This is a genomic window from Amycolatopsis solani, assembly GCF_033441515.1.
Classification (GTDB): Bacteria; Actinomycetota; Actinomycetes; order Mycobacteriales; family Pseudonocardiaceae; genus Amycolatopsis; species Amycolatopsis solani.
In genome coordinates this window covers 3,693,867-3,715,256 of the sequence record NZ_JAWQJT010000001.1, presented here as the reverse complement: position 1 = coordinate 3,715,256, position 21,390 = coordinate 3,693,867, and the positions used below count along the sequence as shown (strand labels likewise).

Genomic DNA, 21,390 nt, shown 5'->3' with positions numbered 1-21,390 from the left:
CGGTTGTGACGGAGCACAAAACCGGCGCGGATCTGGCCCTCGGCGGGCAGCGGGTGCACGAGCGGCTCACCCGCGACGAGCCCGAACTGATCGCCCGGGTGCTGGCGCGCATCCAGGCCGAGGTCGCGGACTACCGGCGGCTGCCGGTGGAGGAGCTGGCCGGCGACATCGCGGGCATCACCCGGCAGGCCGTGCGGGCGTTCGCGCGGTGCCTGCGCGAGGACCGCGAGCTCGACGACGCCGAGCTGCGGCAGATCGGCGCGTCCGCGGTGCGCCGGGCCGAGGAGGGCTTCCCGCTGGAAGCCGTGCTGAACGCCTACCACGCCGGCGCGCGGGAGATCTTCGCCGTCGGCTCGGCCGAAGCGGGCGGCGCGGACGTCGCCGACCTCCTCGAAGTGGCCGACCGGGTGCTGACCTGGGTCGGCACCGTCACCGGCGCGGTCACCCGCGGCTACCTCGAAGAGCTGCGCACGAAGGTCGGGCAGGAGCACACCGCGCGGCGCACGCTGCTGTCGGTGCTGGCCGACGGCGGCCCGGTCGACGTCGTCGCCCGCAGCGCCGGGATCACGCTGCCGGCGCGGTACCTGGTGCTGAGCGTCGAGCTCGGGCCGCACGCCGACGAGGCCACGCCGGGGGTGGACGCCGAAATCGCCGTCCGCCGCAAGCTGCGCCGGTTCCTCGCGGCGTTCGAACACGCCTGCGGCGACGGCGTGCTGGCGTCCCTCGACGGTCCGGGCGGGCTGGTCCTGCTCCCGCTCACCGGGCGGCTGGCGGAGCTCGAGGGCCGGCACGCGGTCCTCGACGCGGCCGGGCGCGCGGCGGGCGTCGACGTGCTCGCGGCGGCCGAAACGGCGGCACCGCCGGAGGTCCGGGAGGTGGCCGGGCAGACCGCGGAGGTGCTGGACGTACTGCGCTGGTTCGGCCGCGAGCCGGGCCTCTACCGCCTCGACGACGTCCTGGTGGAGTACCAGCTGACCCGCCCGGGCGCCGCGCGGGACCGCCTGGCCGCGGTGCTCGCCCCGCTGGACGCGCACCCGGAGCTGCTGGAGACGCTCTCGGCGTACCTCGAGCTGGACACGAACCGCCGTCGCACGGCCACCCGCCTGCACGTCCACCCGAACACCGTCGACTACCGCCTGCGGAAGGTCCGCGACCTGACGGGCATCGACCCCCTCCACCCGGCCGGCCTGCCGCGCATCATCGCGGCCCTCGCCGCCCGCCGGGCGTCGTCGACCCGATGATCAGGGGGCGAAGTCCCAGCGGGAGGCGCCGTAGGGCTCGGCGCCGGCGACGCCGATCGCCCGGTGCAGCGTGAGCCGGTACAGGAACCACGGCGCGGGTCCGGCGCTCGGCGCCATGAACGACGCGTCGAAGCCGCCTTCGTACACCGTCGCGGGCCAGCCGCCTTCGCGGTAGACGGCCGCCACGGGCTCGAGGGTGGCGGGGTCGGCGACGGGCTCGGCCTCGCCCTCCATCGTGAGGTCGAGACCCTTCAGCCGCACCGAGACGCTGCACGCCGGGTTCGCCGCGAGGTTGCGGGCCCGGCGCGTGCCGGGCCCGCTCACGAAGTACAGGGCGTCGTCGACCCAGATCGCGCCGACGCCGGCGGCGTGCGGGCGGCCGTCGGGGCGGACGGTCCCGACGAAGAACGTCAGGTCCTCCTTGGGGGTCTGGGTGGCGAGGAGGTCGCGCGCCCTGCTCCACGGCAGCGCCGGGGAGCCGTTCCGGTCGAGGTTCTTGGTCTTCGTCGGTTCGCTCATGCCTACGCGTCGAACGGGACGACGGCGGATCGACACGCGGCGAGGGTTTTCGCGCCACCGGGGTCGTCGTCCGAGGTCGCGGGCACGATCGCCAGCTCGTCGATCCCGGCCGCCGCGTACTCGGCGGCCTTCGCGGCGATCTCCCCCGGCGAACCCAGCAACCCGACGACGGCGATGGCCTCGACGGGCACCGCGGCGAGCAGCTCACGCGGGTGCGGCCGGGTGCGCGCGAAGTCGACGAGGTCACCGAAGCCCGCCGCGCGGAACATCTCGCCGTACCCGGGCGCCGCCAGGTACCCGACCACGCCGCGACGCAGCTGTTCGAGCGACGCCGCGTCCGGGTCCACCGCGCCGACCACCCACGCGGCCACCGGCGGCGGCGCCACCCCGGCCCGCGAAGCCGCCTCACGAAGACCGCGCACCAGAGCTCCGGCCGCGGCCGGGCTGACCAGGTTGACCACCATCCGGTCGGCGTGCCGCGCGGCGACGTCGAGCGCCCGCGGGCCGAACGCGGCGATCGTCAGCGGCGATTTCGGCGCGGCGAGGCGCAACCGGTACCCCCGCGACCCCACCACCGAGCCGTCCACAGTGGACTTTTCGCCGGAAACCAGCTGCCGCACGGCGATCGCGGACTCTTCGAGCGCGGTCGCCGCGCGCGCCCGGGATCGCCCGTGCCAGCCGCGCACCACGACGTCACTGGACGTGCCGAGCGCGACCCCCGTCGGCCGGCCGGTCAGCGCCGCCACCGACGCGACCCCCATCGCGATCGTCGCCGGGTCCCGCACGGTCACCGCGAGCGGCCCGAACGTCAGCGAGAGCGAAGAAGTCGCCGCACCGATCGCCGTCCCCAGCGCGAACGCGTCCCACGTCGCCATCTCGCCGATCCACAGCTCCGGGTACCCGGCGGCCTCGGCGGCGCGCGCGGTTTCCAGCGCCTCTTCCGGCGGGCGGTCCTGCCAGAGCCCCAGCGACACGGAAAGCCTCACGCGGTGACCACCATCGTGACCACGGTGGTGAACGAGCCGCCGACGTTGAGCGTCAACGCCGTCCGTGCGCCCTCGACCTGTGTCTCGCCCGCTTTCCCGGTCACCTGCCGGGAAACGTCGTGCAGCATCCGGACGCCGGTGGCGCCGACCGGGTGGCCGAGGCCGATGAGGCCGCCGCCGGGGTTGATCCCGGCCGCGTCGAGGCCGCCCTCGGCGATGAACCGGCCGCCGTCCCCGGGCGGGGCCGCACCCAGGTGCTCCAGCGCGACCAGCCCGGTGATGGTGAAGCAGTCGTGCAGCTCGACGACGTCGAGCGCGTCCGGCCCGGCCACGCCCGCGCGCTCGTAGGCGTCGACGACCGCGCCGCGCAGGTGCGGGAACAGGTACTCGGTACCCGCGGAAAGCTTTTCGGCCAGGCCGATGTGGGACGTGCGGTGCCCGAACCCCGCGATCCGCGGGAACCCGCCGCCGAGCCGCTCGGCGAACGCGGGTGAGGCCAGCACGACCGCCGCGGCGCCGTCGGTGATCCGGCCGCAGTCCTGCTTGCGCAGCCGGCCTTCGATGACCGGGTTCAGCTCGTCGTCGGGCCCGAAGGCACCGCCGGGGAACCGCCAGTCGCGGGCCTGGGCGAGCGGATTCCTTGTCGCACGGTCGAAAGCGTGCGCCGCGAACTGCCCGAGGTGCTCGGGATCGAGCCCGTACCGCTCGTCGTACGCGGAAGCGACGTCGGCGAAGAGCGCGGGCCACGGGAACTTCGCGCCGACGGCCTCGTGCCCGGCCCACGCGGCGGACCCGAGGTGCTCGGCCGCGCGCTGCCCGTCGACGTTGCGCATCAGCTCGACGCCGACGACCAGCGCGAGGTCGTAGCGACCCGCCTCGATGTCGGCGCACGCGGCGAGCACCGCGGTGCTGCCGGACGCGCACGCGGCTTCGTGCCGGGTCGACGGGACGCCGTCCAGCTCCGGGACGGCGGCCACCAGCAGCCCGCCGAGCTGGGCCTGCCCGGTGAACAGCTCGGCGGCGAGGTTCCCGACGTGCGCGACCTCGACGTCTTCGGGCACGACCCCGGCGTCGGCGAGGGCGGCGGGCACGACCTCGGCCAACAGCTCGAGGATCCCGCGCCCCTCCTTCGCGAAGTTGCGCGCGAAATCGGTCTGCGCCCCGCCCAGCACGAACACCGTCATGGCCTCACTCCAGACTTTCCCGCAGCTTCCGCTTCAGGATCTTCCCCACCGGGTTGCGGGGCAAGGCGTCGGCGTACTCGAGCCGTTCCGGCAGCTTGAACGCGGCCACCTTCCGCTCTCGCAGGTACGCGACCAGCTCCTCGAGCGACGGCTTCCGCGCGCCCGGCACGACGACCGCGCACACCCGCTCCCCCATGGCGTCGTCCGGCACGCCGATCACACCGACGTCGGCGACGTCCGGGTGCCCGGCCAGCAGGCCCTCGACCTCGGCGGGCGAGATGTTCATCCCGCCGCGGATGACCAGGTCCTTCGTCCGGTCGACGTACTTCAGGAACTCGCCGCGCGCACCGGCGATCTCGAAGACGTCACCGGTGCGGAAGTGCCCGTCGTCGTCGAAGGACGACGTGTCCAGCGGTTCGCCCACTGACGTCAGATAGCCGGCGAACACCGTCGGCCCGGCGATGTGCAGCTCACCGGGCCGCCCGGGCTCGGTCACCTGCTCGCCGGTGACCGGGTCGTGCAGCCGCACCGACGTCCAGCCGGCGACGGGCGTCGACCAGCTGACGCCGGCGGCGTAGTTCGGGAAGTAGCTCGCTCGCTGGTCCGGGTCCGGGATGTCGACCGGGCCGGACAGCAGCGCGGTGCCTTCGTTGGAGCCGAAGAAGTTGATGATGTCGATGCCGTACCGCTCGGCCCAGGTGCGCACGAGCCACGGCGACAGCGGCGCCGAGCCGGAGCCGATCTTGCGCAGCGCCGAGATGTCCACTCCGGACAGGATCTTCTCGTTGTGCAGCAACATGGTGAGCAACGCCGGTGGCGCGAGCGTGTACGTCACGCGTTCGGCGGCCAGCTGCCCCAGGAACACCGGGAGGTCGAACGGGTGGTGCGGGACGAACACGGCGCCGGTCAGCAGCCAGGGCAGGAACATCCCGCCGATGCCCGCCATGTTCGTCATCGGGAACGGCGAGAGCAGGACGTCGTCGCGGGTGATCCCCGCGGCCTGGACGCAGCCGCCCGCCGTCGCGAGCCAGTCGCCGTGGCAGCGCGGGACCGCTTTCGGCTCGGCTTCGGTGCCGGACGTCCAGCAGATCGTCACGCAGTCGTTGACGTCGGTGTCGAGCGTGGACAGATATGCGTCCAACGTGGAGCGATCGGACAGTGGTTCTTCGGGCCAGGCCAGGGCGCCGGCCGGTTCGTCGTCCCCCCGGGCGACGACGAACCGGACCGACGGCGCCGCAGCGCCGATGAGCCCAAGGGCCGCCCCGGCGAGCTCGTGCTCGCCGTATCTGGAAGCGGTCACCACGGCGACAGCTCCGGTGCGCCGGCACATCGGACCCGTCTCGTGCTCCCGGTAGGACACCGGGAACGGGGTGACCACCGCACCGATCCGCACGATCGCGAGGAACGCCTGGACCAGGGCCGAGCAGTTCGGCAGCTGCACGGCCACGACGTCACCTGCTCGCACCCCTCTGGCGAGCAGGAACGCGGCCAGGACGTCGACGCGTTCGTCGAGCCGGTTCCAGGTCCACCGCACCGGGTCGCGTCCGACCAGTGCGGTGGTGTTCGGTGGATCGACCAGCGCGAGACCCTCCGGGTCGGCACTGACCCGCTCCTTCACGAGCCGGTCGATCGTCTCCGCACTCCACCATCCCCGCGTCCGGAAGTCCCGGGCGCGACCCTCTCGATGGCATCTCATGAACGGAGGTTTTCCAGCTGGTCCGCCCGGACCCAGGTCGCGTGAAAACCGAGCGGAACCCGCTGGGGCAACAGGACCCTGGCCACGGGTCCGGCAGCGAGATCGGCGGCGTCGAAGATGTCCAGTTCCGAGCGTCCCTCGCGCTCGTCCTGCACGAACGTCACCAGATGACCGTCCGCCGAATCGGCGGCCGCTCCTTCGCGGGGTGCGAACGGAGCCTCACTGCCCCACCGGCCGGGACCGAACCGGTATTCGGTCTTTGCGCCGGCAAGATTGTCGTAGCGCACCAGCCCGTCGAACTTCAGCGTCGACTCGGGCGAGATGTGCACCGCGTAGGAGTACCGGTTCCGCCGTCCGACGCCGCGGGCGTCGACGGTCGGGAACTCGGTGTTGGCGTCGTCGAGCGGCTCTTCGTGGCACGCGCCGGTCCGCAGGTCGAAGCGGTAGCGGTGCAGCTGGGCGTCGAGCCGCAGGTAGGAAAGCATCTTCGCGAGCGGGGTGTGCGCGTCGGCGCGCGGCGCGGGCTTGCGCACCCGGCAGACGTCGAGGACGACCTCGTCGCCCTGCTCCCAGGCGTTGACGACGTGGTAGATGTAGCACGGGCTCGCTTCGAACCAGCGGATCTGGCTACCGTTCCCGTAGCGTGGCATGACGCCGAAGCGGCTCGGCATCGAGCGGTCGAAGTGCAGCTTGTGCCGCCCCTGCTTCGCCGCTTGCAGGTCCTGGACCAGCGGCAGGTCCATCAGCACGGCGTAGCGCTCGGTGATGGCCATGTCGTGCGGCAGGCGCGGGCCGGGCAGCTCGATCTCGGTGGTGTTCACGACCTTGCCGTCCGCGCTGATCACGCCGTAGCGCAGGTACGGCGGGCGCGGGCCGTAGTCGAACCAGAACAGCTCGCCGGTGGCCTCGTCCACCTTGGGGTGGGCCATCATGTCGCCGACCAGCGTGCCGAGGAAGTCGTCGGCACCCAGCGTCTCCAGCGAGAGCGGGTCGACGCCGTACGGCGAGCCGCACAGGTACCAGGTGGCGAGGATCCGGCCGCGGTGGAAGACGACGTCGGTGTTGGCGTTGTCCTTGAGGCCGAGGCCGTGCGCGTTGCCGAACGGGTTGTTCGCCGGGTTCTCCATGACGCCGGTCCAGAGGCCCTTGCCGGCCGCGGACTCGGCCTCGAAGGCCTTCGTGCGGACCCAGCGGTTGCGGTAGCGCGCCTTGCCGTTCTCCAGGTGGACGGCGTGGATCATGCCGTCGCCGTCGAACCAGTGGTAGCGGCCTTCCGGGGCGAACCGCGGGTTGGGGCCGTTGCGCAGGTAGACGCCGTTGAGGTCCTTCGGGATCTCACCGATGACCTGCAGGTCTTCGGCGTCGATCTCTTCGCTGACCGGGGCGTAGACGCCGAGCAGGTAAGGGTTGGGCTCCTCGGCCGCGTCCGCCGCACGGGCCACCATCAGCGGCTGTTCGGAGGTGCTGGTCATCGGGCTGCTCCCTGGCTCTCGGGCTCACCGCGCTGGCTGATGGGGACGAGACTATGATTTGTGTAGTCAGGTGTCAATAGGCTTCTTTTGGTGTAGTCAGGTGTACGCTGAGGCCGCTACTTAGCAAGGGGGAAGTTCGGTGACCGAGGCGACCGCACACCGCGTCCGGCCGGCGGGGGATCCGCTCCGCAGAGCACTGGAGCTGGTCGGCGACCAGTGGACCCTGCTCATCCTGCAGAGCCTGTTCCTGCGCTTCCGGCGCTACGAAGAGCTGCGGCTGCGCCTGGGCATCTCGCCGACGGCGCTGTCCGGGCGGCTGCGGGACATGGTCGAGGCGGGCATGCTCACGCGCGTCCCCTACCGCGACGCGCGCCGCACGCGGCACGAGTACCGGCTCACCGAGCGCGGCCTGGAGCTGTGGCCGCTGCTGATTTCGATCTGGGCCTGGGAGCGCGAGTGGGTCGAAGGCCGCCGCGAGGTGCTGCCGACGCTGATCCACCTCGACTGCGAGCTGGCTACATCAGCGCCGCTCGGGTGCGCGGCCTGCGGGCGCCGGGTCGACGCCCGTGACGTGCGGGCTTCGCGCCTGGACAGCACGGGGGTCGCGGCCGCGACGGCGTCCAAGCGCTTCCGCCGCAAGGACGCCGAGTCGCTGGCCGGCGACCCGATGATGTTCTTCCCCGACACGATGGAGCTGCTCGGCGACCGCTGGTCGACCGGCCTGCTGGTGTCGGCGCTGCTCGGCTGCCGGCACTTCTCGGAGTTCGAGCGCGAGCTGGGGATCGGGCCGAGCGTGCTCTCGGGCCGGCTGAGCAAGCTCGTCGAGGTCGGCGTGCTGCGGACCGGGACGGCGAAGACCCGCACGGACGCGCGCGACTACCGCCTGACCGCGAAGGGGCTGGCGTTCTTCCCGGCGCTGGCGTTCATCGCGGAGTGGTCGCGCGGCTTCGAGGTCACGGGCCAGGAGCCGGACATCACACTGCACCACGTCGAATGCGGCAACCGGCTGCAGCCGATCCTGCTGTGCGACCACTGCGGCCGCCCCCTGACGCGCAAATCGGTGCAGTTCGGCGGAGTTCCGTCCCCGAAACGCTGAAATCGACTCGCCAAGCGGGTGCGCGGCTGACAGGCTGGAGCGGTCACACGTCGTCGTTTTCGGAGGTAGTCATGAGTGAACCGACCCCGTCGCCCAGCGGCGAGGAGGACGACGTCAAGCGCAAGTTCCGCGAGGCGCTGGAACGCAAGCAGGCCCACGCCCGCTCCGGCGCGTCCCACGAGAACGGCGGCGGCAAGAACCAGCACGCCCACGGCCCGGCGGCGAACAAGCGGACGTTCCGCCGCAAGAGCGGCTGAGTCTTCTTCTTCGAAGGCCCCCACCTCGCTTGGTGGGGGCCTTCGCCGTGTCTACGGGACGAACGAGCCCAGGTGGTCGAGGACCACGAACGCGCTCGCCGGGCTCGCCGCCGCGACGGCTTTCCGCAGTGCCTCGAGGCCGCCCGCGTCCTTGACCTGGCCGAGCGGCAGGTCGAAGTCGTCCCAGTGCGTTGGCGCCACGTACCGCGGATTGCCCAGGACGCGCAGCAGGCGCGGGACGTACTGCGTCACCTTCGCGCCGCCCGCCGGGAGGCACACGACGTCCGGGCGCAGGCCCGCCAGCTCGGACTCGACGTAGTTCGAGCCGCCGAAGTTCAGCACGCTCGCGCCGGCGCCGGTCACCTGGTAGGCCAGCGTGCCGCCCTCGACCAAGTCCTCGATCACGCGCGGCCGGTCGCGGCGGGATAGAGGCCGTGAACCCGGGAACGGGACCCGCGCCCGGTCGCCGGTCGCCGAGTGCAGTGAGCGCAGGACGCGGATCGAGTAGCCGTCGAACGTCAGGTCCTCGCCGCCGCTCGCGACCGCCAGCTGGTCCTCCGGTGCGCCCAAGGCGGCCATGAGACTCAAATGGGTCTCGGTGCCGATGACCGTCGCCCCGGTGCGTTCGGCCAGGTAGGGGACGTCGGTGAGGTGGTCGTAGTGGCCGTGGGTGACGAGGATGTGGTCCGCCCTCAGTTCGCCGCGGTCGAGGAAGCCGTCGATCAGCGCGCGGTTCACCGACAGCGGCGTCTTCGGGTCGGCGCCCGCCGGGGTGTACGTCCCGGTCTTGAACCGCGTCAGCCACGGGTCGACGAGGATCGTCTTCGCCCCGGCCCGGATCTCCCACCCGTTGTTCCCCCACCAGCGAACCGTCAGTTGCGATGAGCCGGTGCTCGCGGCCGCCGGTCCGGCGCCCGCCATGATGGCCGCCGCCGCGGCCCCCGCGCCGAACAGCCCGCGCCTGGTGAATCCCATGTCCATACCGGACACCCGACCACGGACGGCGGACCGCTGTCCAAGATCGATCCGTCGGCATGTCGATAGGTGGACGGCTATCGTCGCAGCGTGGACCACCTCCGTTCGCTGCGGTACTTCCTCGTCGTCGCCGACGAACTCCACTTCGGCCGCGCGGCCGAGCGGCTCGGGATCGCGCAGCCGCCGTTGAGCCAGCGCGTCAAACGGCTGGAAGCCGAGCTCGGCGCGAAGCTGTTCGACCGCGGCCGCCGCGTCACGCTCACCGAGGCCGGCGAAGTCCTGCGCGCCGAAGCCCGCGAGCTGCTTTCCCGCTGGGACCGGATGACGTCGCTGGTCGTGAAGGCCGACCGCGGCGAGCTCGACGCGGTGCGCGCGGGCGTCCCGCCGGAGCTGCCCGGGCCGGTCCTCGCCGCGATCCTGACGGCGTTCGCCGCGCGGTACCCGGCCGTCCGGCTGGACCTGCAGGAGCTGACGACCGCCGAACAGACCCGGCTGCTCGCCGACCGGCAGCTCGACGTGGGCCTGCTCCAGCTGCCGGTCGACGTGGTCGACCTGGAGCTCGGCCCGGCCATCGACACGCCGCTGGGCGTGGTCCTCCCCCGGGATTCGCCGCTGGCCCGCCGCGCCCCGCTGACACTGGCCGACCTCGCGGGCGAAGGCCTGGTCCACGCTCCCCGCGCGGCGGCCCCGGGCAGCTACGACGCCCTCCTGCGCACGTGCTGGGACCACGGCTTCCGCCCGGCGGCGATCCACCACGCGCGCAACCCGGAGTTCGCGTTGGGCCTGGTGCTGGCCGGTCACGGCGTCGCGTTCGAGCCGGGCCCGCGCAAGGAGCCGCGCGTGGTGTGGCGGCCGCTGGAGGGCGAGGTGCTGCGTTCGCGGATGGCGTTCGCGTGGCCCCCGTCGAGCCCGCACCCGCAGGCACCGAAGCTGGCGGAGCTCGCGGCCGGCGTCCTCGGCGGCGACGGGGTGTCGCGGATCGTGCCCCCGGCCCCAGCCGGCGCGCGCCCCTGGGACGTGTTCTACGACCGCCAGTGAAAAAGCCTCGTGAGTGTTTAGTCGGGTTCTAACCCGACTAAACACTCACGACCCGCGCAGGTGCGAGACTGCCGCCCTCGCTGCGTCGCCGATGGCGCGGTCGATGTCCGGACGGCGCAGCGTCTCCGCCCCGCCCACTGTGAACACCGCGATCGCGTACGAGACCCCGTCCGGGTAGGTCGCCACCCCGATCTCGTTCCGGATCCCCGGCATCGTGCCCGTCTTGCCCGCCACCGCGACCTCCGGCGGGAACCCCGCCGTCAGCCGGTGCCAGCTGACCTGGGCCGACATCCACTCGCGCACCGGCGCGCCCGCCGGATCGGCCCAGATCGCCGCCAGGAGGGTGGTCATCTCGCGCGGGGTGCTCGCCGAAGTCCGCGACGGGTCGAAAGCCCGCAGCGGACGACCCGCCTCGGTGTCCTCGATGATCGTGCGCAGCACATCCCGCGGCGCGCCGATGACCGACGTCCGCGTGAGGCCCAGCTCGGCCAGCAGTGAGCGCACGTTCGCCACGCCCACGCGGTCGAAGAGCAGGTCCGCCGCGGTGTTGTCCGACACCGAAAGAGCCAGCCGGGCCGCGTCGCGCAGGCTGTACGAGACGTCGTCCGCGAAGCCCGCCGAGCCGGTGCCGCCCAGGCGGTCCGCGGCGGACGCGCGCACCCGGTCCGTGGGGTCGAGCAGTCCCGCCGCGACCTGCCGGGCGAACTCGAACGCCAGCGGCACCTTCACCACCGACGCCAGCACGACCGGCGAATCGGCGCCTACACCGGTACCGGCGGCGGAATCGAGACGGCGGGCGTGCAGGAACCCCTGCACGCCCGCCGTCGCGAAGATCTCTTCGGGAGTCGGACTCACCCGGCCATGATGGACCGCAGCCTGCCGATCTCCGTCATGCGCCGCTCCGCGAGCCGGTCCGCCGCCGTCGCCGGGGGCACGCCCTCGGTCTCGGCCAGCTTGAACACGGCCTTCGTCGTGTCGAAGATGGCGGTCGTCTTGCGCTTGGCGCGGTCGAAGTCGAAGCCGTGGCGCTCGTCGTCGACCTGGATGACGCCGCCGGCGTTGACCAGGTAGTCCGGCGCGTACAGGATGCCGCGGTCGGCCAGCTGCTTGTCGATGCCGGGGTGCGCGAGCTGGTTGTTCGCCGCGCCGCAGACGACCTGGGCGCTCAGCAGCGCGACCGTCTCGTCGTTGAGCGCGCCGCCGAGGGCGCACGGGGCGAAGACGTCCAGCTCGGTGCGCAGCAGGGCGTCCACATCGGACACCACCCGGATGTCCGGGTAGATCGACTTGGTGCGCTCGATCGCCGGTGCCCACACGTCGGTGATCGTCACCTGCGCGCCGGCCGCCACCAGGTGCCCGACCAGGATGTGCCCGACCTTGCCGACGCCGGCCACGCCAACGCGCTTGCCCGCCAGCTCCGGGCTGCCCCAGAGGTGCTCGGCCGAGGCCCGCATGCCCTGGTAGACGCCGAACGCGGTGAGCACCGACGAGTCGCCCGCGCCGCCGTCCTCCGGCGACCGGCCGGTGACGAAGCGGGACTCGCGGGCCACGATGTCCATGTCCTGCACGTACGTGCCGACGTCGCACGCCGTGATGTAGCGGCCGCCCAGTGACTGCACGAAGCGCCCGAACGCGCGCAGCAGCGCTTCGGACTTCAGCGTCTTCGGGTCGCCGATGATGACGGCCTTGCCGCCGCCGAGGTCGAGGCCGGCCAGCGCGTTCTTGTAGGCCATGCCCTTGGACAGCGCGAGCACGTCGTCGAGCGCGTCCGCTTCGGTGGCGTAGGGGTGGAAGCGCGTCCCGCCCAGTGCGGGGCCGAGCGCGGTGGAGTAGATGCCGATGATGGCCTTCAGGCCACTGGCTTCGTCGTGGCAGTACACGACCTGTTCATGCCCGGTGCCCCGGCTGAACACTCCTTCGGTCACGGTGGTGACTCCTTTGTCTCCCGCGCCCGGTTCGTGGCCGGGACGCGCTCCAAGGTTTCCAGGGGCGCGAGGCGGAGGTCGTCCGCCCGAGTGCGATTTCCCCGGGATCAACCTAGATCCCCGCCGTCCGCCGGACCAGTGGAGGTCCCGCGATACGGACCGGTAACCCCCGGGTTAGGGGGTACCTCAGGGGTCAGCCGCGGACCACCGAGCCGAGGGTGGCCATCGCCGTCTCCAGCTGGGTGTCCGAAAGGTACGGAGCCGGGCCGAAGCGCAGGTAGGGCCCGCGGCTGTCGGTCCAGACGCCTTGGGAGGCCAACGCGGCCTGCAGGCCGGCCGCGTCCGCGCACCGCAGCGAGAGGAAGCCGCCGAGCCGGTCCAGCGGCGTCTCGTAATCCCGCGTGACGACGTCCGCGGGCAGCGCGAGCTTGTCGAACACCGACGCGAGCAGGCCCACCTGGTGCTGCGAAACCTCGCGGAGGAACTCGGGCGTGAGGCCCTGCTCGGCGAAGAACCGCTGGACCCGGGCGCCGCGGTAGTGGCTGGCCGGGTCGTAGGTGGCGCCGGCGAAGCGGTCGCCGCCGATGGCGTACGGGACCGCGCCGGGGTGGCGCTCGTCGGCCAGCGCCCCGAACTCGGCGTACCAGCCGGTGATCACCGGCCGCAGCTCCTGGGCGTGCGCGGGCAGCCGCAGGAAGCAGTTGCCCTCGCCGAGCTGCAGGTACTTGTAGCCGCCGCCGAGCACCCAGGCGTTGGTGAGCCCGAGGTCGTGCAGCGGGAACGGCACGACGCCGAGCGCGTGGTAGGCGTCGACGACGAGCTCGATCGAGCGGCTGCGGCAGGCGTCGGCGAGGTGCGCGAGCCCGGGCACGAGCCGCGACGTCTCGAACAGCACGGCCGAGACGAGCACCGCGGCGGTGTCGTCGGTGACCTCGGCGGCGACGCGCTCGGCCAGCGTGGGCACCGGGTCGAGCGGCACCCGGACGATCTCGACGCCCTCCTCCTCGAGCCGGGCGAACTGGCGGCGCAGCGTGTGGAACTCACCGTCGGTGGTGACCAGCCGTGGTCTTCGCGGCAGCTCCATCGCGGACAGGAACCGCAGCACGAGGTCGTGGGTGCTCGCGCCGAGCGCGTACTCGCCGTGCGGGTCGCCGAGCAGCTGCCGGAACCCGGCGCGCAGCTCGTCGGCCTTCGCGAAGGCGCGCTCCCACTTCGCGTCGACGTCGCGGGCGGCGTCCGCGAAGGACTCCAGCAAACCCTCCTCCGCGACGTCGGGCCACGCCTGGTGCGAATGCCCGGACAGCAGCAGGCGATCGGCCACCGCGAACCGGGAGTAGTGCGCGGCCAGCGTGTTGTGGTCCGCGCGGACGTCGTCGAGGGTGGTCACAGTCGGCTCCGTACTGCCCAGAGATCGGGGAACATCGGCTGGAAAAGCGTGGTACGCAGGTAGGTCGCGCCGGATGAGCCCCCCGTTCCGGTCTTGTCGCCGATGGTGCGTTCGACCATCTTCACGTGCCGGTAGCGCCACTCCTGCATCCCTTCGTCGAGATCCACCAGACATTCCGCGACGACCGACGGTCCGCCGTCGTCGCTGTACACGTCCAGCAATATCGCCTGCAGGGCCGGAGACGGCTCCACCGGTCGAGTGACGTCTCGATCACACTCGACGGAATAGCCAGAAGCCTTGAGGTACGCCAGAAAAGAGTCGAACAACGACGGCCGGGCCATCGCGTCGGCAATGCGTTTCCGCTGCTCGCCGCCTTCGGGGTAGTGCGCGAACACGCGCTCGTCGCGCCGCCCGAGTACGGCTTCCAGCTCGCGGAACTGCGCCGACTGGAAGCCGCTGGAGGCGTCCAACCGGGCGCGGAAGCTCGTGAACTGGCTGGGCGTCATCGTTTCCAGCACGTCGATCTGCGCGACGGCGACCTTGAGGATCGTGAGGATCCGGCGCAGCGTGCGCATCGAGTGGGCGGTGTTGCCCGCTTCCAGGTTCTGCTGCAGGAATTCCGCCTCGTGCAGGATCTGCTTGAACCACAGCTCGTACACCTGGTGGATCACGATGAACAGCAGTTCGTCGTGCTCGTCCGACCGCAGGCGCTGGGCGTTCAGCACTTCGTCCAGCGCGAGGTACGAGGTGTAGCTCAGGGCTTCCTGAGTCGCGGAGCTGGTTTCGGTCATCCCTTGGTCACCTCGTCGAAGTGGCGCTGCGCGGGTCTCGCGAGCGCGGTGTACAGATCGTGGAACAACTCGACCGCGGCCGCCCGGCGATCCGGTGCGGACACCAGGTCGGCGGGCAGTTCCGGGTCCAGGGACGGGAACGCGCGGAAGGTGTGCACCAGCCGGGTCCGCACGTCGAAGGCCTCGGCGTCCGGGACCTCCTTCCGCGCGTACCCGGCGAACTGGTCGACGAACCCGGCGTACCGCGCGGCCAGGTCGTCGAGGTCCCAGGCCCGGCCGGCGAACCGGCGGACGTCCAGCGCGGCCGACGGCCGGCCCAGCAGCAGCCCGGCGTGCTCGGTGACGTCGAGTTCGCCGAGCAGCGCCAGCACCTCGGCCTCGCGGTCGTGCGGGGCTATCCAGGTGCCGTCCTGGTAGGGCCCGAAGCCGAGGAACCGCAGCCGCCGGACCAGGCGTTCCCTGGCTTGGCGGCGGCTCTCCGGGATGCTCTGCCACAGCACGGTCCACTCGCCGGCGGCGCGCTCGCGGCGGCCGAGGGAGAAGATCCGCTGGTCACCGTCGGCGAGCAGGGCGATGGTGCGCCGGGTCAGCGAGTAGTGCACGGTCCGGCCTTCGCGGTGGCGCTGGAGCAGGCCGCGGCGCACCAGCCGGGTCAGCGCGATGCGGGCCGCGCCGTCGGAGAAGCCCAGCTCCGCGAGCACCGCGACCAGGCCGCCCGACCACACCCGGCGGCTCTCGCGTGGCCGCACGTAGCTGCCCAGCAACGTCACGACCAGGTCCTGAGGACCGGTTTCGAAGGCGTCGGCGGGCATGGGCGCAACTCTATACACCTCAGGCCGCTGCGGTGTAGCTTGATTTGCGTGACGTACTTCGCGGACCTCACCTCCCGGCAGGTCGCCGCCCTCGCGGACGGCTCACGCGTACCGGTGCTGCTGCTTCCGCTGGGTGCGGTCGAGCCGCACGGGCCGCACGCGCCGCTGGGCACGGACCCGCTGATCTCGCGCGGCATGTGCGAGCGCGCGGCCGAACGGCTCGCGGCCGATGAGGACGTCCACGTGCTGGTGCTGCCGGAGGTCCCGTACGGCGTCACGCGCTTCGCGGCCGGGTTCGCCGGCGGCGTCCACATCGGCGAGGAGACGCTGCACGCGTTGCTGGTGGACATCGGGGCCGCGCTGATCGGCCAGCGGTTGCGCCGGATCCTGCTGGTCAACAACCACTTCGAGCCCGCGCACCTGGTCACGCTGCGGCGGGCGGCGGAGACGCTCAACTTCGCCTACGACGGCAAGGTCGCCCTGCTCGACCTGGTCCGGCGGCGGCACGCCGAGCGGCTGACCGAGGAGTTCCGGTCGGGCGAGTGCCACGCCGGGCGGTACGAGACGTCGCTGGTGCTCGCCGACCGGCCCGAGCTGGTCGACCAGGCACTCATGCGGACGCTGCCGCACGTGCCGGTCAGTCTCGCTTCGGCCCCTTCCGACGGCGGTTTCCTCGAAATGGGGATGTCCGACGCGTACTGCGGCAAGCCCGCGGAAGCGACGGCGGAAGAAGGCGCGGAGACCTTCTCGACGTTGACCGATCTGCTGGTGGAAGCGATCCGGGAGCTGGCCCGTGAGTGAGCCGTTCAACCTCGCCACGCACTTCCTCGACCGGCACGTGGCCGCGGGCCGCGGCGATCGCACCGCCCTGATCGTCGGGGATCGCTCGGTGAGCTACGCGGCGCTGGCCCGGCTGGCCAACCAGGCCGGGCACGTGTTCCTCGACGCCGGTGTCCGAAGTGGACAGCGGGTCCTGCTGGCGCTGAGCGACGGCGAAGAGTTCGTCGCGGCCTGGTACGGGGCCCAGAAGATCGGCGCCGTCACCGCCGAGGTGTACCCGTTCCTGCAGCCCAAGGACTACGCCTACTACCTCGGGTACACCGAAGCCGTGACGGTGCTCGCGGACGCCGTCACGCTGCCCGCGTTGCGGGAGGCGGGGGCCCGGAATCTGCTGGTCACCGGGGTACCGGAGGAGGACCTGCGGCCGGGCGAACGTCCCTTCCGGACGTTGCTCGACACCGCGCCGGACACGCTGGACGCCGCACCGACCACTGTGGACGACGTCGGCATCTGGAAGTTCACCACCGGCAGCACCGGCGCGCCCAAGGCGTGCGTGCACCCGTTGCGGAGCCCGAAGGAAAGCTTCGAGCGGTACGCCGTCCAGGTGCTCGGGCTGCGGGAAGACGACCGGGTCCTCGCCGTGCCCAAGCTGTTCTTCGGCTACGCGCGCGACCTGGTGGCGATGTTCCCGTTCGGCGTCGGTGCCGCGGGGATCGCGTTCCCCGAACGCAGCACGGCCGACCTGATCTTCGAGCTGATCGCCCGGCACCGGCCGACGGTACTGGTCAACGTGCCGACCATGATGAGCGCGATGGTCGCCCACCCGGCCGCGGCGGAGCAGGACCTGAGCTGCCTGCGGATGACGACGTCGGCGGGCGAGGCGCTGCCCCCGGAGCTGCACCGGAAGTGGGACGCGGCCTTCGGCGTGCCGGTGGTCGACGGGATCGGTTCGTCCGAGGCGTACCACATCTACCTGTCGAACCGGCCGGGCCGGGCGCGCGCCGGGACGCTCGGCACCCCCGTCCCCGGTTACACCGCCGAGGTCGTCGACGAGCTCGGGAACCCGTTGCCCGACGGCGAAATCGGGCCGCTGCGGGTGACCGGGCCGACGATCGCGCTGGAGTACTTCGGCGATCCGGAGAAGTCCGCGCGCACGTTCGACGGCGACACGCTGACCTCCGGCGACCTCTTCAGCCGCTCCGAGGGCTTCTTCCGCCACCACGGCCGCGCCGACGCGCTGCTCAAGGTCGGCGGCGTGTTCGTCGCGCCCGGCGAGATCGAGGACTGCCTGCTGGGGCACGAATCCGTGGTGGACTGCGCTGTGGTCGGCCACGAGGTCGACGGCCTGGTCGTGCCACGCGCGTACGTCGTGGTGCGCGCCCCCGTGTCCGCCGACGAGCTGAAGGACCACGCGAAAGCCCACCTGGCCAAGCACAAGTACCCCCGCGAGGTGGTGTTCGTGACCGAACTTCCCCGTACCGCCAACGGAAAGCTCGACCGGCGCGCGCTGGCGGCCCGCCCGTGAGCCGGCTGGTCGTGGTCACCGGCGGCACCCGCGGCATCGGCGCGGCGATCGCCGAGCGGTTCCGTTCCCTCGGTGACACCGTGCTGGCGCCGGGCCGCGCCGCGTGCGACGTCACCGACGAGGAGGCGGTTTCCGCGTACTTCGCCTCGGCGGGGCCGGTCGACGTCCTGGTGAACAACGCCGGGATCTCCTCCAGCGCCCCGGCCGCGAAGACCACTTTGGACGATTGGCACCGCCAGCTGGACGTCAACGCCACGGGTGCTTTCCTGTGCACGCGTGCGGTGCTGCCGGGAATGCGCGAACGCGACCGCGGCCGGATCGTCACGGTCGCGTCGACCGCGTCGCACGCCGGCTACCGCTACACGGCCGGGTACACGGCGTCGAAGCACGCGGCGCTGGGTCTCGTGCGCGCGGTGGCGGCGGAGCTGGCCGGCACCGGTGTCACGGCGAACGCGGTGTGCCCGGCGTTCGTCCGCACCGACATGACCGCTTCCTCGGTGGCGCGGATCCAGGAGCGCACGGGCCGGTCCCCCGGCGACGCCGAAGCGGCGCTGGCGGCGGCCTCCCCGCTCGGCCGGCTGCTGGAACCCGCGGAGGTGGCGTTCGCCGTCTCCTTCCTGGCGGCGCCCGAAGCCGCCGCGATCAACGGCCAGACCCTCGTACTCGACGGCGGAGGAATACAACGATGAGCCCGTTCCGCGCGACCGCACCGCTGACGAAGGAGTGGGACCACTTCGAGTTCACTGTGGACAGCGGCGTCGCCACGGTCACCTTCACCCGGCCGGACAAGCTGAACGCGCTGACCTTCGACGTCTACGCCGACCTGCGCGACCTCGTGCTGGAACTGCCGCAGCACGAAGACGTCCGAGTGCTGGTGATCACCGGCCAGGGCCGCGGGTTCTGCTCCGGCGGCGACGTCGAGGAGATCATCGGCGAGCTCCAGAAGTTCGAGACGGCGCAGCTGCTGGAGTTCACGCGCATGACGGGCGCGGTGGTGAAGGCCCTGCGCGAGTGCCCGATCCCGGTGATCGCGGCGGTCAACGGCGTCGCGGCGGGCGCGGGCTCGGTGATCGCGCTGGCGAGCGACTTCCGCCTGCTCGCGGAGTCGGCGAAGTTCGCGTTCCTGTTCACGAAGGTCGGCCTGGCCGGCGCGGATATGGGCTCGGCGTACCTGCTGCCGCGGCTGGTCGGCCTGGGCCGCGCGACGGAGCTGCTGATCCTGGGCGACAAGCTCCCGGCAGCTCGTGCGCTGGAGATCGGCTTGGCTTCTCAAGTGGTCCCGGACGCCGACCTGGCTTCAACGGCCTCGGCGTTGGCCCGCCGCCTGGCGGACGGCCCGGCACTGGCGTACGCGACGACGAAGGTGCTGCTGACCCGCGAACTGGACATGGACCTGGGCAGTGCGATCGAGCTGGAAGCGATCACCCAGGCACTGCTGATGACGGCCAAGGACCACAAGGAGTTCTACGCGGCCTGGTCCGCGGGCCGCGAGCCGCGGTGGACGGGCCGCTAGAGCAGTTCGTCGGCGAGCGCGTCGGCCAGCTCGTGGCCCGACCCGGTGAGTGCGCTGTAGACGATCGGGCCGAACAGCGCGTCCAGCAACGCATCGGCGCCGAGCCGCGGTGATATCTCGCCCGCGTCGATCGCGCGCGTGATCAGGTCGCGTTCCTCGGCCCGGCGCGGCCCGAGGTAGCGCTCCTGAAGACTGGCGGCCGTGGCCGGGTCGTGCTGGGCCTGGGCGAGGAGCGCGAGCAGGACCTTGCCCGCCGGGTCGCCGGTGACGAAGCCGGCGAACGCGCGCAGGTACGCGCGGATGCTCGCCGCTGTCGGCTTTTCCGGGACCGGCAGCTGCTTGGTGGCGTCGTCGATGAGCGTGTCGAGCAGGATCTCGACCTTGGACGGCCACCAGCGGTAGATCGTCTGCTTCGCGACGCCGGCCTCGCGCGCGATCGCCTCGATGGTCAACCCGGCGAACCCGTGCTCGACGAGCAGATCGTCGGCGGCGTGCAGCACGGCGAGCCGGGCGGCCTCGTCACGCCGGTTGCCGGAGCGCGCCCTGGGCGGGTTGGACATCGGGCCACGATAGCGTGTTACTGTCTAGACGCAACGTCGCGTCTAGACAAATGGAGATCCCCGTGCCCGAAGCACTCGTCATCGGCGCCTCCCGCGGCCTCGGCCTGGTCCTGGCCCACGAACTGAGCCGCCGCGAATGGCAGGTCACCGCCACGACCCGCGGCACCACTCCCCCGGGCCTGAGAGTCGAGACCCTGGAGATGACCGACCCTGCCGACCTGACCGCCCTGCGCTCGCGGCTGAGCGACCGGCGGTTCGACCTGCTCTTCGTCAACGCGGCCATCGACCGCGGCGACCTGCCGATCGGCGAGGTGCCGACGGAGATGTTCACCGAGGTGATGATCACGAACGCGTTGAGCCCGCTGCGGGTGCTGGAAGCCCTGCGCGAGCTGGTCGTCCCGGGCGGAACGGTCGCGGTGATGTCGTCGGAGCAGGGCAGCATCACGCGCAACACCGAGGCGGGCTACGAGCTGTACAAGGCCAGCAAAGCGGCGCTCAACCAGCTGATGCGCAGCTACGCGACCCGGTACGACGGCGACGGGCACACGAAGCTGCTGATCGACCCGGGCCACAACCGGACCCGCTTGGGCGGCCCGGACGCGCCGCTGTCACCGGAGGAGTCGATCCCGTTGGTGGTCGACGTTCTCGAGGCGGAGGCGGGAAAGCCCGGACTCCGGTTCCTGGACCGGCACGGCGAAGCCGTGCCCTGGTAGTCACCCGAGCGCGGTGGTCACCGCGATCGCGTTCTCCTCCAGCGACCCGAAGTACAGCTGCCCCTGCCACTCGCGGACGCCCACCAGCATGTGGAAGCCGTCGATCTCGCCGCGCAGTTCGCGGACCACCTTGCCGTCGGCCGACACGCCCAGTACGCCCACCTCGCGGCCGGGGCTGGGCTGCAGCGACGTCGGCAGCCGGCGGACACCCGCGCGCAGGAACGCCGGGAGCTTGCGCACCACGTCCAGCGCCGCCACCTTCGGCGACGCCTGCGTGATCCAGATCAGGCCATCCGTACCCGTCGAGATGTTGTCCGGGAAGCCCCGCAAACCATCGACCAGGACGTCGACGCGACCGTCCGAAAGGGACACCCGAGACACCCGGCACGCGCCCGTTTCCGCCACCGCCACGAACGACTCGTCCGGGGCCAACGCCACGCCGTTCGCGAACTGGAGGCCGTCGAGCAGCAGGTCGATCGAGCCGTCCGGGGAACGCCGCAGGAGACGGCCGCCCGCGGTCTGCTCGATCAGGTCGTCGCGCCAGTTGTCGATGCCGAAGCGACGGGAGGAGTCCGTGAAGTACACCGTCCCGTCCGAACCCACCGCCGCGTTGTTGCAGAACACGAAGTCCAGCCCCAGCGCCGACGTCGCCAGCACCGACGGCGTCCCGCCGGCCAGCGGGACCACCAGCAGCCCGGCGCGCGCGTCGCAGATCAGGAGCTCGTCCTCGCCGTAGAGCTCCAGGCCGAGAGGGCGGCCGCCGGTGTCGGCCACGACGTCGATGCGGCGGCCGTCCGGGGACAGGCGCAGGATGCGGCCGTCGTCGACGCCCGTGTAGATCCGGCCTTCGCCGTCGACCACGACGTCTTCCGGGCCGTGGCCGTTCACCGGGTGGATCGTGACTTCGCCGAACCGCATCG

At 72.0% G+C, this 21,390-nt stretch carries 22 protein-coding genes; 9 read left to right on the top strand and 13 right to left on the bottom strand.

Annotation, left to right across the window (positions count from 1 at the left end; translation table 11 throughout):
- The first annotated feature begins 5 nt into the window (after nucleotides 1-5).
- The gene (locus SD460_RS17715; protein WP_290062485.1) at nucleotides 6-1,241 is read left to right on the top strand and encodes a PucR family transcriptional regulator; all 1,236 of its coding nucleotides are present in this window, start codon (nucleotides 6-8) and stop codon (nucleotides 1,239-1,241) included.
- Here SD460_RS17715 and SD460_RS17710 read toward each other — a convergent pair whose 3' ends face one another.
- The 5 genes from SD460_RS17710 to SD460_RS17690 all read right to left on the bottom strand — a co-directional run bounded on the left by SD460_RS17710 (nucleotide 1,242) and on the right by SD460_RS17690 (nucleotide 7,098).
- Entirely contained in the window at nucleotides 1,242-1,760 is a 519-nt protein-coding gene (locus SD460_RS17710) for a pyridoxamine 5'-phosphate oxidase family protein (RefSeq protein ID WP_290062486.1), read from the bottom strand. It lies immediately after the preceding gene.
- Between the two features lie 2 nt (nucleotides 1,761-1,762).
- Nucleotides 1,763-2,746 carry an LLM class F420-dependent oxidoreductase gene (locus SD460_RS17705; RefSeq protein WP_290062487.1) on the bottom strand — a complete coding sequence of 328 codons (984 nt, stop codon included), beginning with the start codon at nucleotides 2,744-2,746 and terminating at the stop codon, nucleotides 1,763-1,765.
- Nucleotides 2,743-3,930, bottom strand: coding sequence for an acetyl-CoA acetyltransferase (locus tag SD460_RS17700; protein ID WP_318306390.1), 1,188 nt, complete (start codon nucleotides 3,928-3,930; stop codon nucleotides 2,743-2,745). The genes SD460_RS17705 and SD460_RS17700 overlap by 4 nt, the downstream gene beginning before the upstream one ends.
- Before the next feature lie 4 nt (nucleotides 3,931-3,934).
- Nucleotides 3,935-5,548: a class I adenylate-forming enzyme family protein gene (locus tag SD460_RS17695; RefSeq protein WP_438860831.1), complete on the bottom strand. Its 1,614-nt coding sequence runs from the start codon at nucleotides 5,546-5,548 to the stop codon at nucleotides 3,935-3,937.
- A gap of 74 nt (nucleotides 5,549-5,622) precedes the next feature.
- On the bottom strand, nucleotides 5,623-7,098 hold the full coding sequence (locus tag SD460_RS17690) for a carotenoid oxygenase family protein (protein WP_318306388.1): 1,476 nt from the start codon (nucleotides 7,096-7,098) through the stop codon (nucleotides 5,623-5,625).
- A gap of 139 nt (nucleotides 7,099-7,237) precedes the next feature.
- Here SD460_RS17690 and SD460_RS17685 point away from each other — a divergent pair, with 139 nt between their 5' ends.
- Nucleotides 7,238-8,194 (top strand): winged helix-turn-helix transcriptional regulator, encoded by a 957-nt coding sequence (locus SD460_RS17685; RefSeq protein WP_290057551.1) that lies wholly within the window; start codon nucleotides 7,238-7,240, stop codon nucleotides 8,192-8,194.
- Nucleotides 8,195-8,265: 71 nt separating this feature from the next.
- Nucleotides 8,266-8,451 carry a DUF5302 domain-containing protein gene (locus tag SD460_RS17680; protein WP_086858770.1) on the top strand — a complete coding sequence of 62 codons (186 nt, stop codon included), beginning with the start codon at nucleotides 8,266-8,268 and terminating at the stop codon, nucleotides 8,449-8,451.
- Nucleotides 8,452-8,502: 51 nt separating this feature from the next.
- Here the strand turns inward: SD460_RS17680 and SD460_RS17675 are convergent, their stop codons facing one another.
- A complete protein-coding gene (locus SD460_RS17675; RefSeq protein ID WP_290057550.1) occupies nucleotides 8,503-9,426 on the bottom strand; it encodes an MBL fold metallo-hydrolase in 924 nt (307 codons plus the stop codon).
- Between the two features lie 90 nt (nucleotides 9,427-9,516).
- Between SD460_RS17675 and SD460_RS17670 the strand changes: the two genes are divergently transcribed.
- On the top strand, nucleotides 9,517-10,464 hold the full coding sequence (locus tag SD460_RS17670) for a LysR family transcriptional regulator (protein ID WP_290057549.1): 948 nt from the start codon (nucleotides 9,517-9,519) through the stop codon (nucleotides 10,462-10,464).
- A 45-nt stretch (nucleotides 10,465-10,509) separates the two neighbouring features.
- Here SD460_RS17670 and SD460_RS17665 read toward each other — a convergent pair whose 3' ends face one another.
- The 5 genes from SD460_RS17665 to SD460_RS17645 all read right to left on the bottom strand — a co-directional run bounded on the left by SD460_RS17665 (nucleotide 10,510) and on the right by SD460_RS17645 (nucleotide 15,379).
- The gene (locus SD460_RS17665; protein WP_290057548.1) at nucleotides 10,510-11,319 is read right to left on the bottom strand and encodes a serine hydrolase; all 810 of its coding nucleotides are present in this window, start codon (nucleotides 11,317-11,319) and stop codon (nucleotides 10,510-10,512) included.
- Complete coding sequence (locus tag SD460_RS17660; protein ID WP_290057547.1) at nucleotides 11,316-12,389, bottom strand: Glu/Leu/Phe/Val dehydrogenase dimerization domain-containing protein; 1,074 nt, start codon at nucleotides 12,387-12,389, stop codon at nucleotides 11,316-11,318. Before SD460_RS17660 ends, SD460_RS17665 begins: the two co-directional genes overlap by 4 nt.
- 193 nt (nucleotides 12,390-12,582) lie before the next feature.
- The gene (locus tag SD460_RS17655; RefSeq protein WP_290057546.1) at nucleotides 12,583-13,776 is read right to left on the bottom strand and encodes a kynureninase/PvdN C-terminal domain-containing protein; all 1,194 of its coding nucleotides are present in this window, start codon (nucleotides 13,774-13,776) and stop codon (nucleotides 12,583-12,585) included.
- Nucleotides 13,773-14,567 (bottom strand): tryptophan 2,3-dioxygenase, encoded by a 795-nt coding sequence (locus SD460_RS17650; protein WP_290057545.1) that lies wholly within the window; start codon nucleotides 14,565-14,567, stop codon nucleotides 13,773-13,775. The genes SD460_RS17655 and SD460_RS17650 overlap by 4 nt, the downstream gene beginning before the upstream one ends.
- Nucleotides 14,564-15,379, bottom strand: coding sequence for a PaaX family transcriptional regulator (locus SD460_RS17645; protein ID WP_290057544.1), 816 nt, complete (start codon nucleotides 15,377-15,379; stop codon nucleotides 14,564-14,566). The genes SD460_RS17650 and SD460_RS17645 overlap by 4 nt, the downstream gene beginning before the upstream one ends.
- 48 nt (nucleotides 15,380-15,427) lie before the next feature.
- Here SD460_RS17645 and SD460_RS17640 point away from each other — a divergent pair, with 48 nt between their 5' ends.
- The 4 genes from SD460_RS17640 to SD460_RS17625 are packed head-to-tail and all read left to right on the top strand — an operon-like array spanning nucleotide 15,428 to nucleotide 19,197.
- A complete protein-coding gene (locus SD460_RS17640; RefSeq protein WP_290057543.1) occupies nucleotides 15,428-16,180 on the top strand; it encodes a creatininase family protein in 753 nt (250 codons plus the stop codon).
- Entirely contained in the window at nucleotides 16,173-17,684 is a 1,512-nt protein-coding gene (locus SD460_RS17635) for a benzoate-CoA ligase family protein (protein WP_318306387.1), read from the top strand. Before SD460_RS17640 ends, SD460_RS17635 begins: the two co-directional genes overlap by 8 nt.
- Nucleotides 17,681-18,373 carry an SDR family NAD(P)-dependent oxidoreductase gene (locus SD460_RS17630; RefSeq protein WP_290057541.1) on the top strand — a complete coding sequence of 231 codons (693 nt, stop codon included), beginning with the start codon at nucleotides 17,681-17,683 and terminating at the stop codon, nucleotides 18,371-18,373. Before SD460_RS17635 ends, SD460_RS17630 begins: the two co-directional genes overlap by 4 nt.
- The gene (locus SD460_RS17625) at nucleotides 18,370-19,197 is read left to right on the top strand and encodes an enoyl-CoA hydratase family protein (RefSeq protein ID WP_290057540.1); all 828 of its coding nucleotides are present in this window, start codon (nucleotides 18,370-18,372) and stop codon (nucleotides 19,195-19,197) included. The genes SD460_RS17630 and SD460_RS17625 overlap by 4 nt, the downstream gene beginning before the upstream one ends.
- Here SD460_RS17625 and SD460_RS17620 read toward each other — a convergent pair.
- Complete coding sequence (locus tag SD460_RS17620; RefSeq protein WP_290057539.1) at nucleotides 19,194-19,757, bottom strand: TetR/AcrR family transcriptional regulator; 564 nt, start codon at nucleotides 19,755-19,757, stop codon at nucleotides 19,194-19,196. The genes SD460_RS17625 and SD460_RS17620 overlap by 4 nt on opposite strands.
- 50 nt (nucleotides 19,758-19,807) lie before the next feature.
- Here SD460_RS17620 and SD460_RS17615 point away from each other — a divergent pair, with 50 nt between their 5' ends.
- Nucleotides 19,808-20,470 (top strand): SDR family NAD(P)-dependent oxidoreductase, encoded by a 663-nt coding sequence (locus SD460_RS17615; protein WP_290057538.1) that lies wholly within the window; start codon nucleotides 19,808-19,810, stop codon nucleotides 20,468-20,470.
- On the opposite strand, the gene SD460_RS17610 is transcribed toward SD460_RS17615, so the two are convergent.
- Nucleotides 20,471-21,388: an SMP-30/gluconolactonase/LRE family protein gene (locus SD460_RS17610; RefSeq protein WP_318306386.1), complete on the bottom strand. Its 918-nt coding sequence runs from the start codon at nucleotides 21,386-21,388 to the stop codon at nucleotides 20,471-20,473. It lies immediately after the preceding gene.
- Nucleotides 21,389-21,390: the final 2 nt, after the last annotated feature.

Coding starts and splice junctions, on each gene's coding strand:
- SD460_RS17710 (WP_290062486.1), bottom strand. CDS start 1,760: ATGAGCGAACCGACGAAGACCAAGAACCTCGACCGGAACGGCTCCCCG.
- SD460_RS17700 (WP_318306390.1), bottom strand. CDS start 3,930: ATGACGGTGTTCGTGCTGGGCGGGGCGCAGACCGATTTCGCGCGCAAC.
- SD460_RS17690 (WP_318306388.1), bottom strand. CDS start 7,098: ATGACCAGCACCTCCGAACAGCCGCTGATGGTGGCCCGTGCGGCGGAC.
- SD460_RS17680 (WP_086858770.1), top strand. CDS start 8,266: ATGAGTGAACCGACCCCGTCGCCCAGCGGCGAGGAGGACGACGTCAAG.
- SD460_RS17675 (WP_290057550.1), bottom strand. CDS start 9,426: ATGGGATTCACCAGGCGCGGGCTGTTCGGCGCGGGGGCCGCGGCGGCG.
- SD460_RS17650 (WP_290057545.1), bottom strand. CDS start 14,567: ATGACCGAAACCAGCTCCGCGACTCAGGAAGCCCTGAGCTACACCTCG.
- SD460_RS17645 (WP_290057544.1), bottom strand. CDS start 15,379: ATGCCCGCCGACGCCTTCGAAACCGGTCCTCAGGACCTGGTCGTGACG.
- SD460_RS17625 (WP_290057540.1), top strand. CDS start 18,370: ATGAGCCCGTTCCGCGCGACCGCACCGCTGACGAAGGAGTGGGACCAC.
- SD460_RS17620 (WP_290057539.1), bottom strand. CDS start 19,757: ATGTCCAACCCGCCCAGGGCGCGCTCCGGCAACCGGCGTGACGAGGCC.
- SD460_RS17615 (WP_290057538.1), top strand. CDS start 19,808: ATGGAGATCCCCGTGCCCGAAGCACTCGTCATCGGCGCCTCCCGCGGC.
- SD460_RS17610 (WP_318306386.1), bottom strand. CDS start 21,388: ATGCGGTTCGGCGAAGTCACGATCCACCCGGTGAACGGCCACGGCCCG.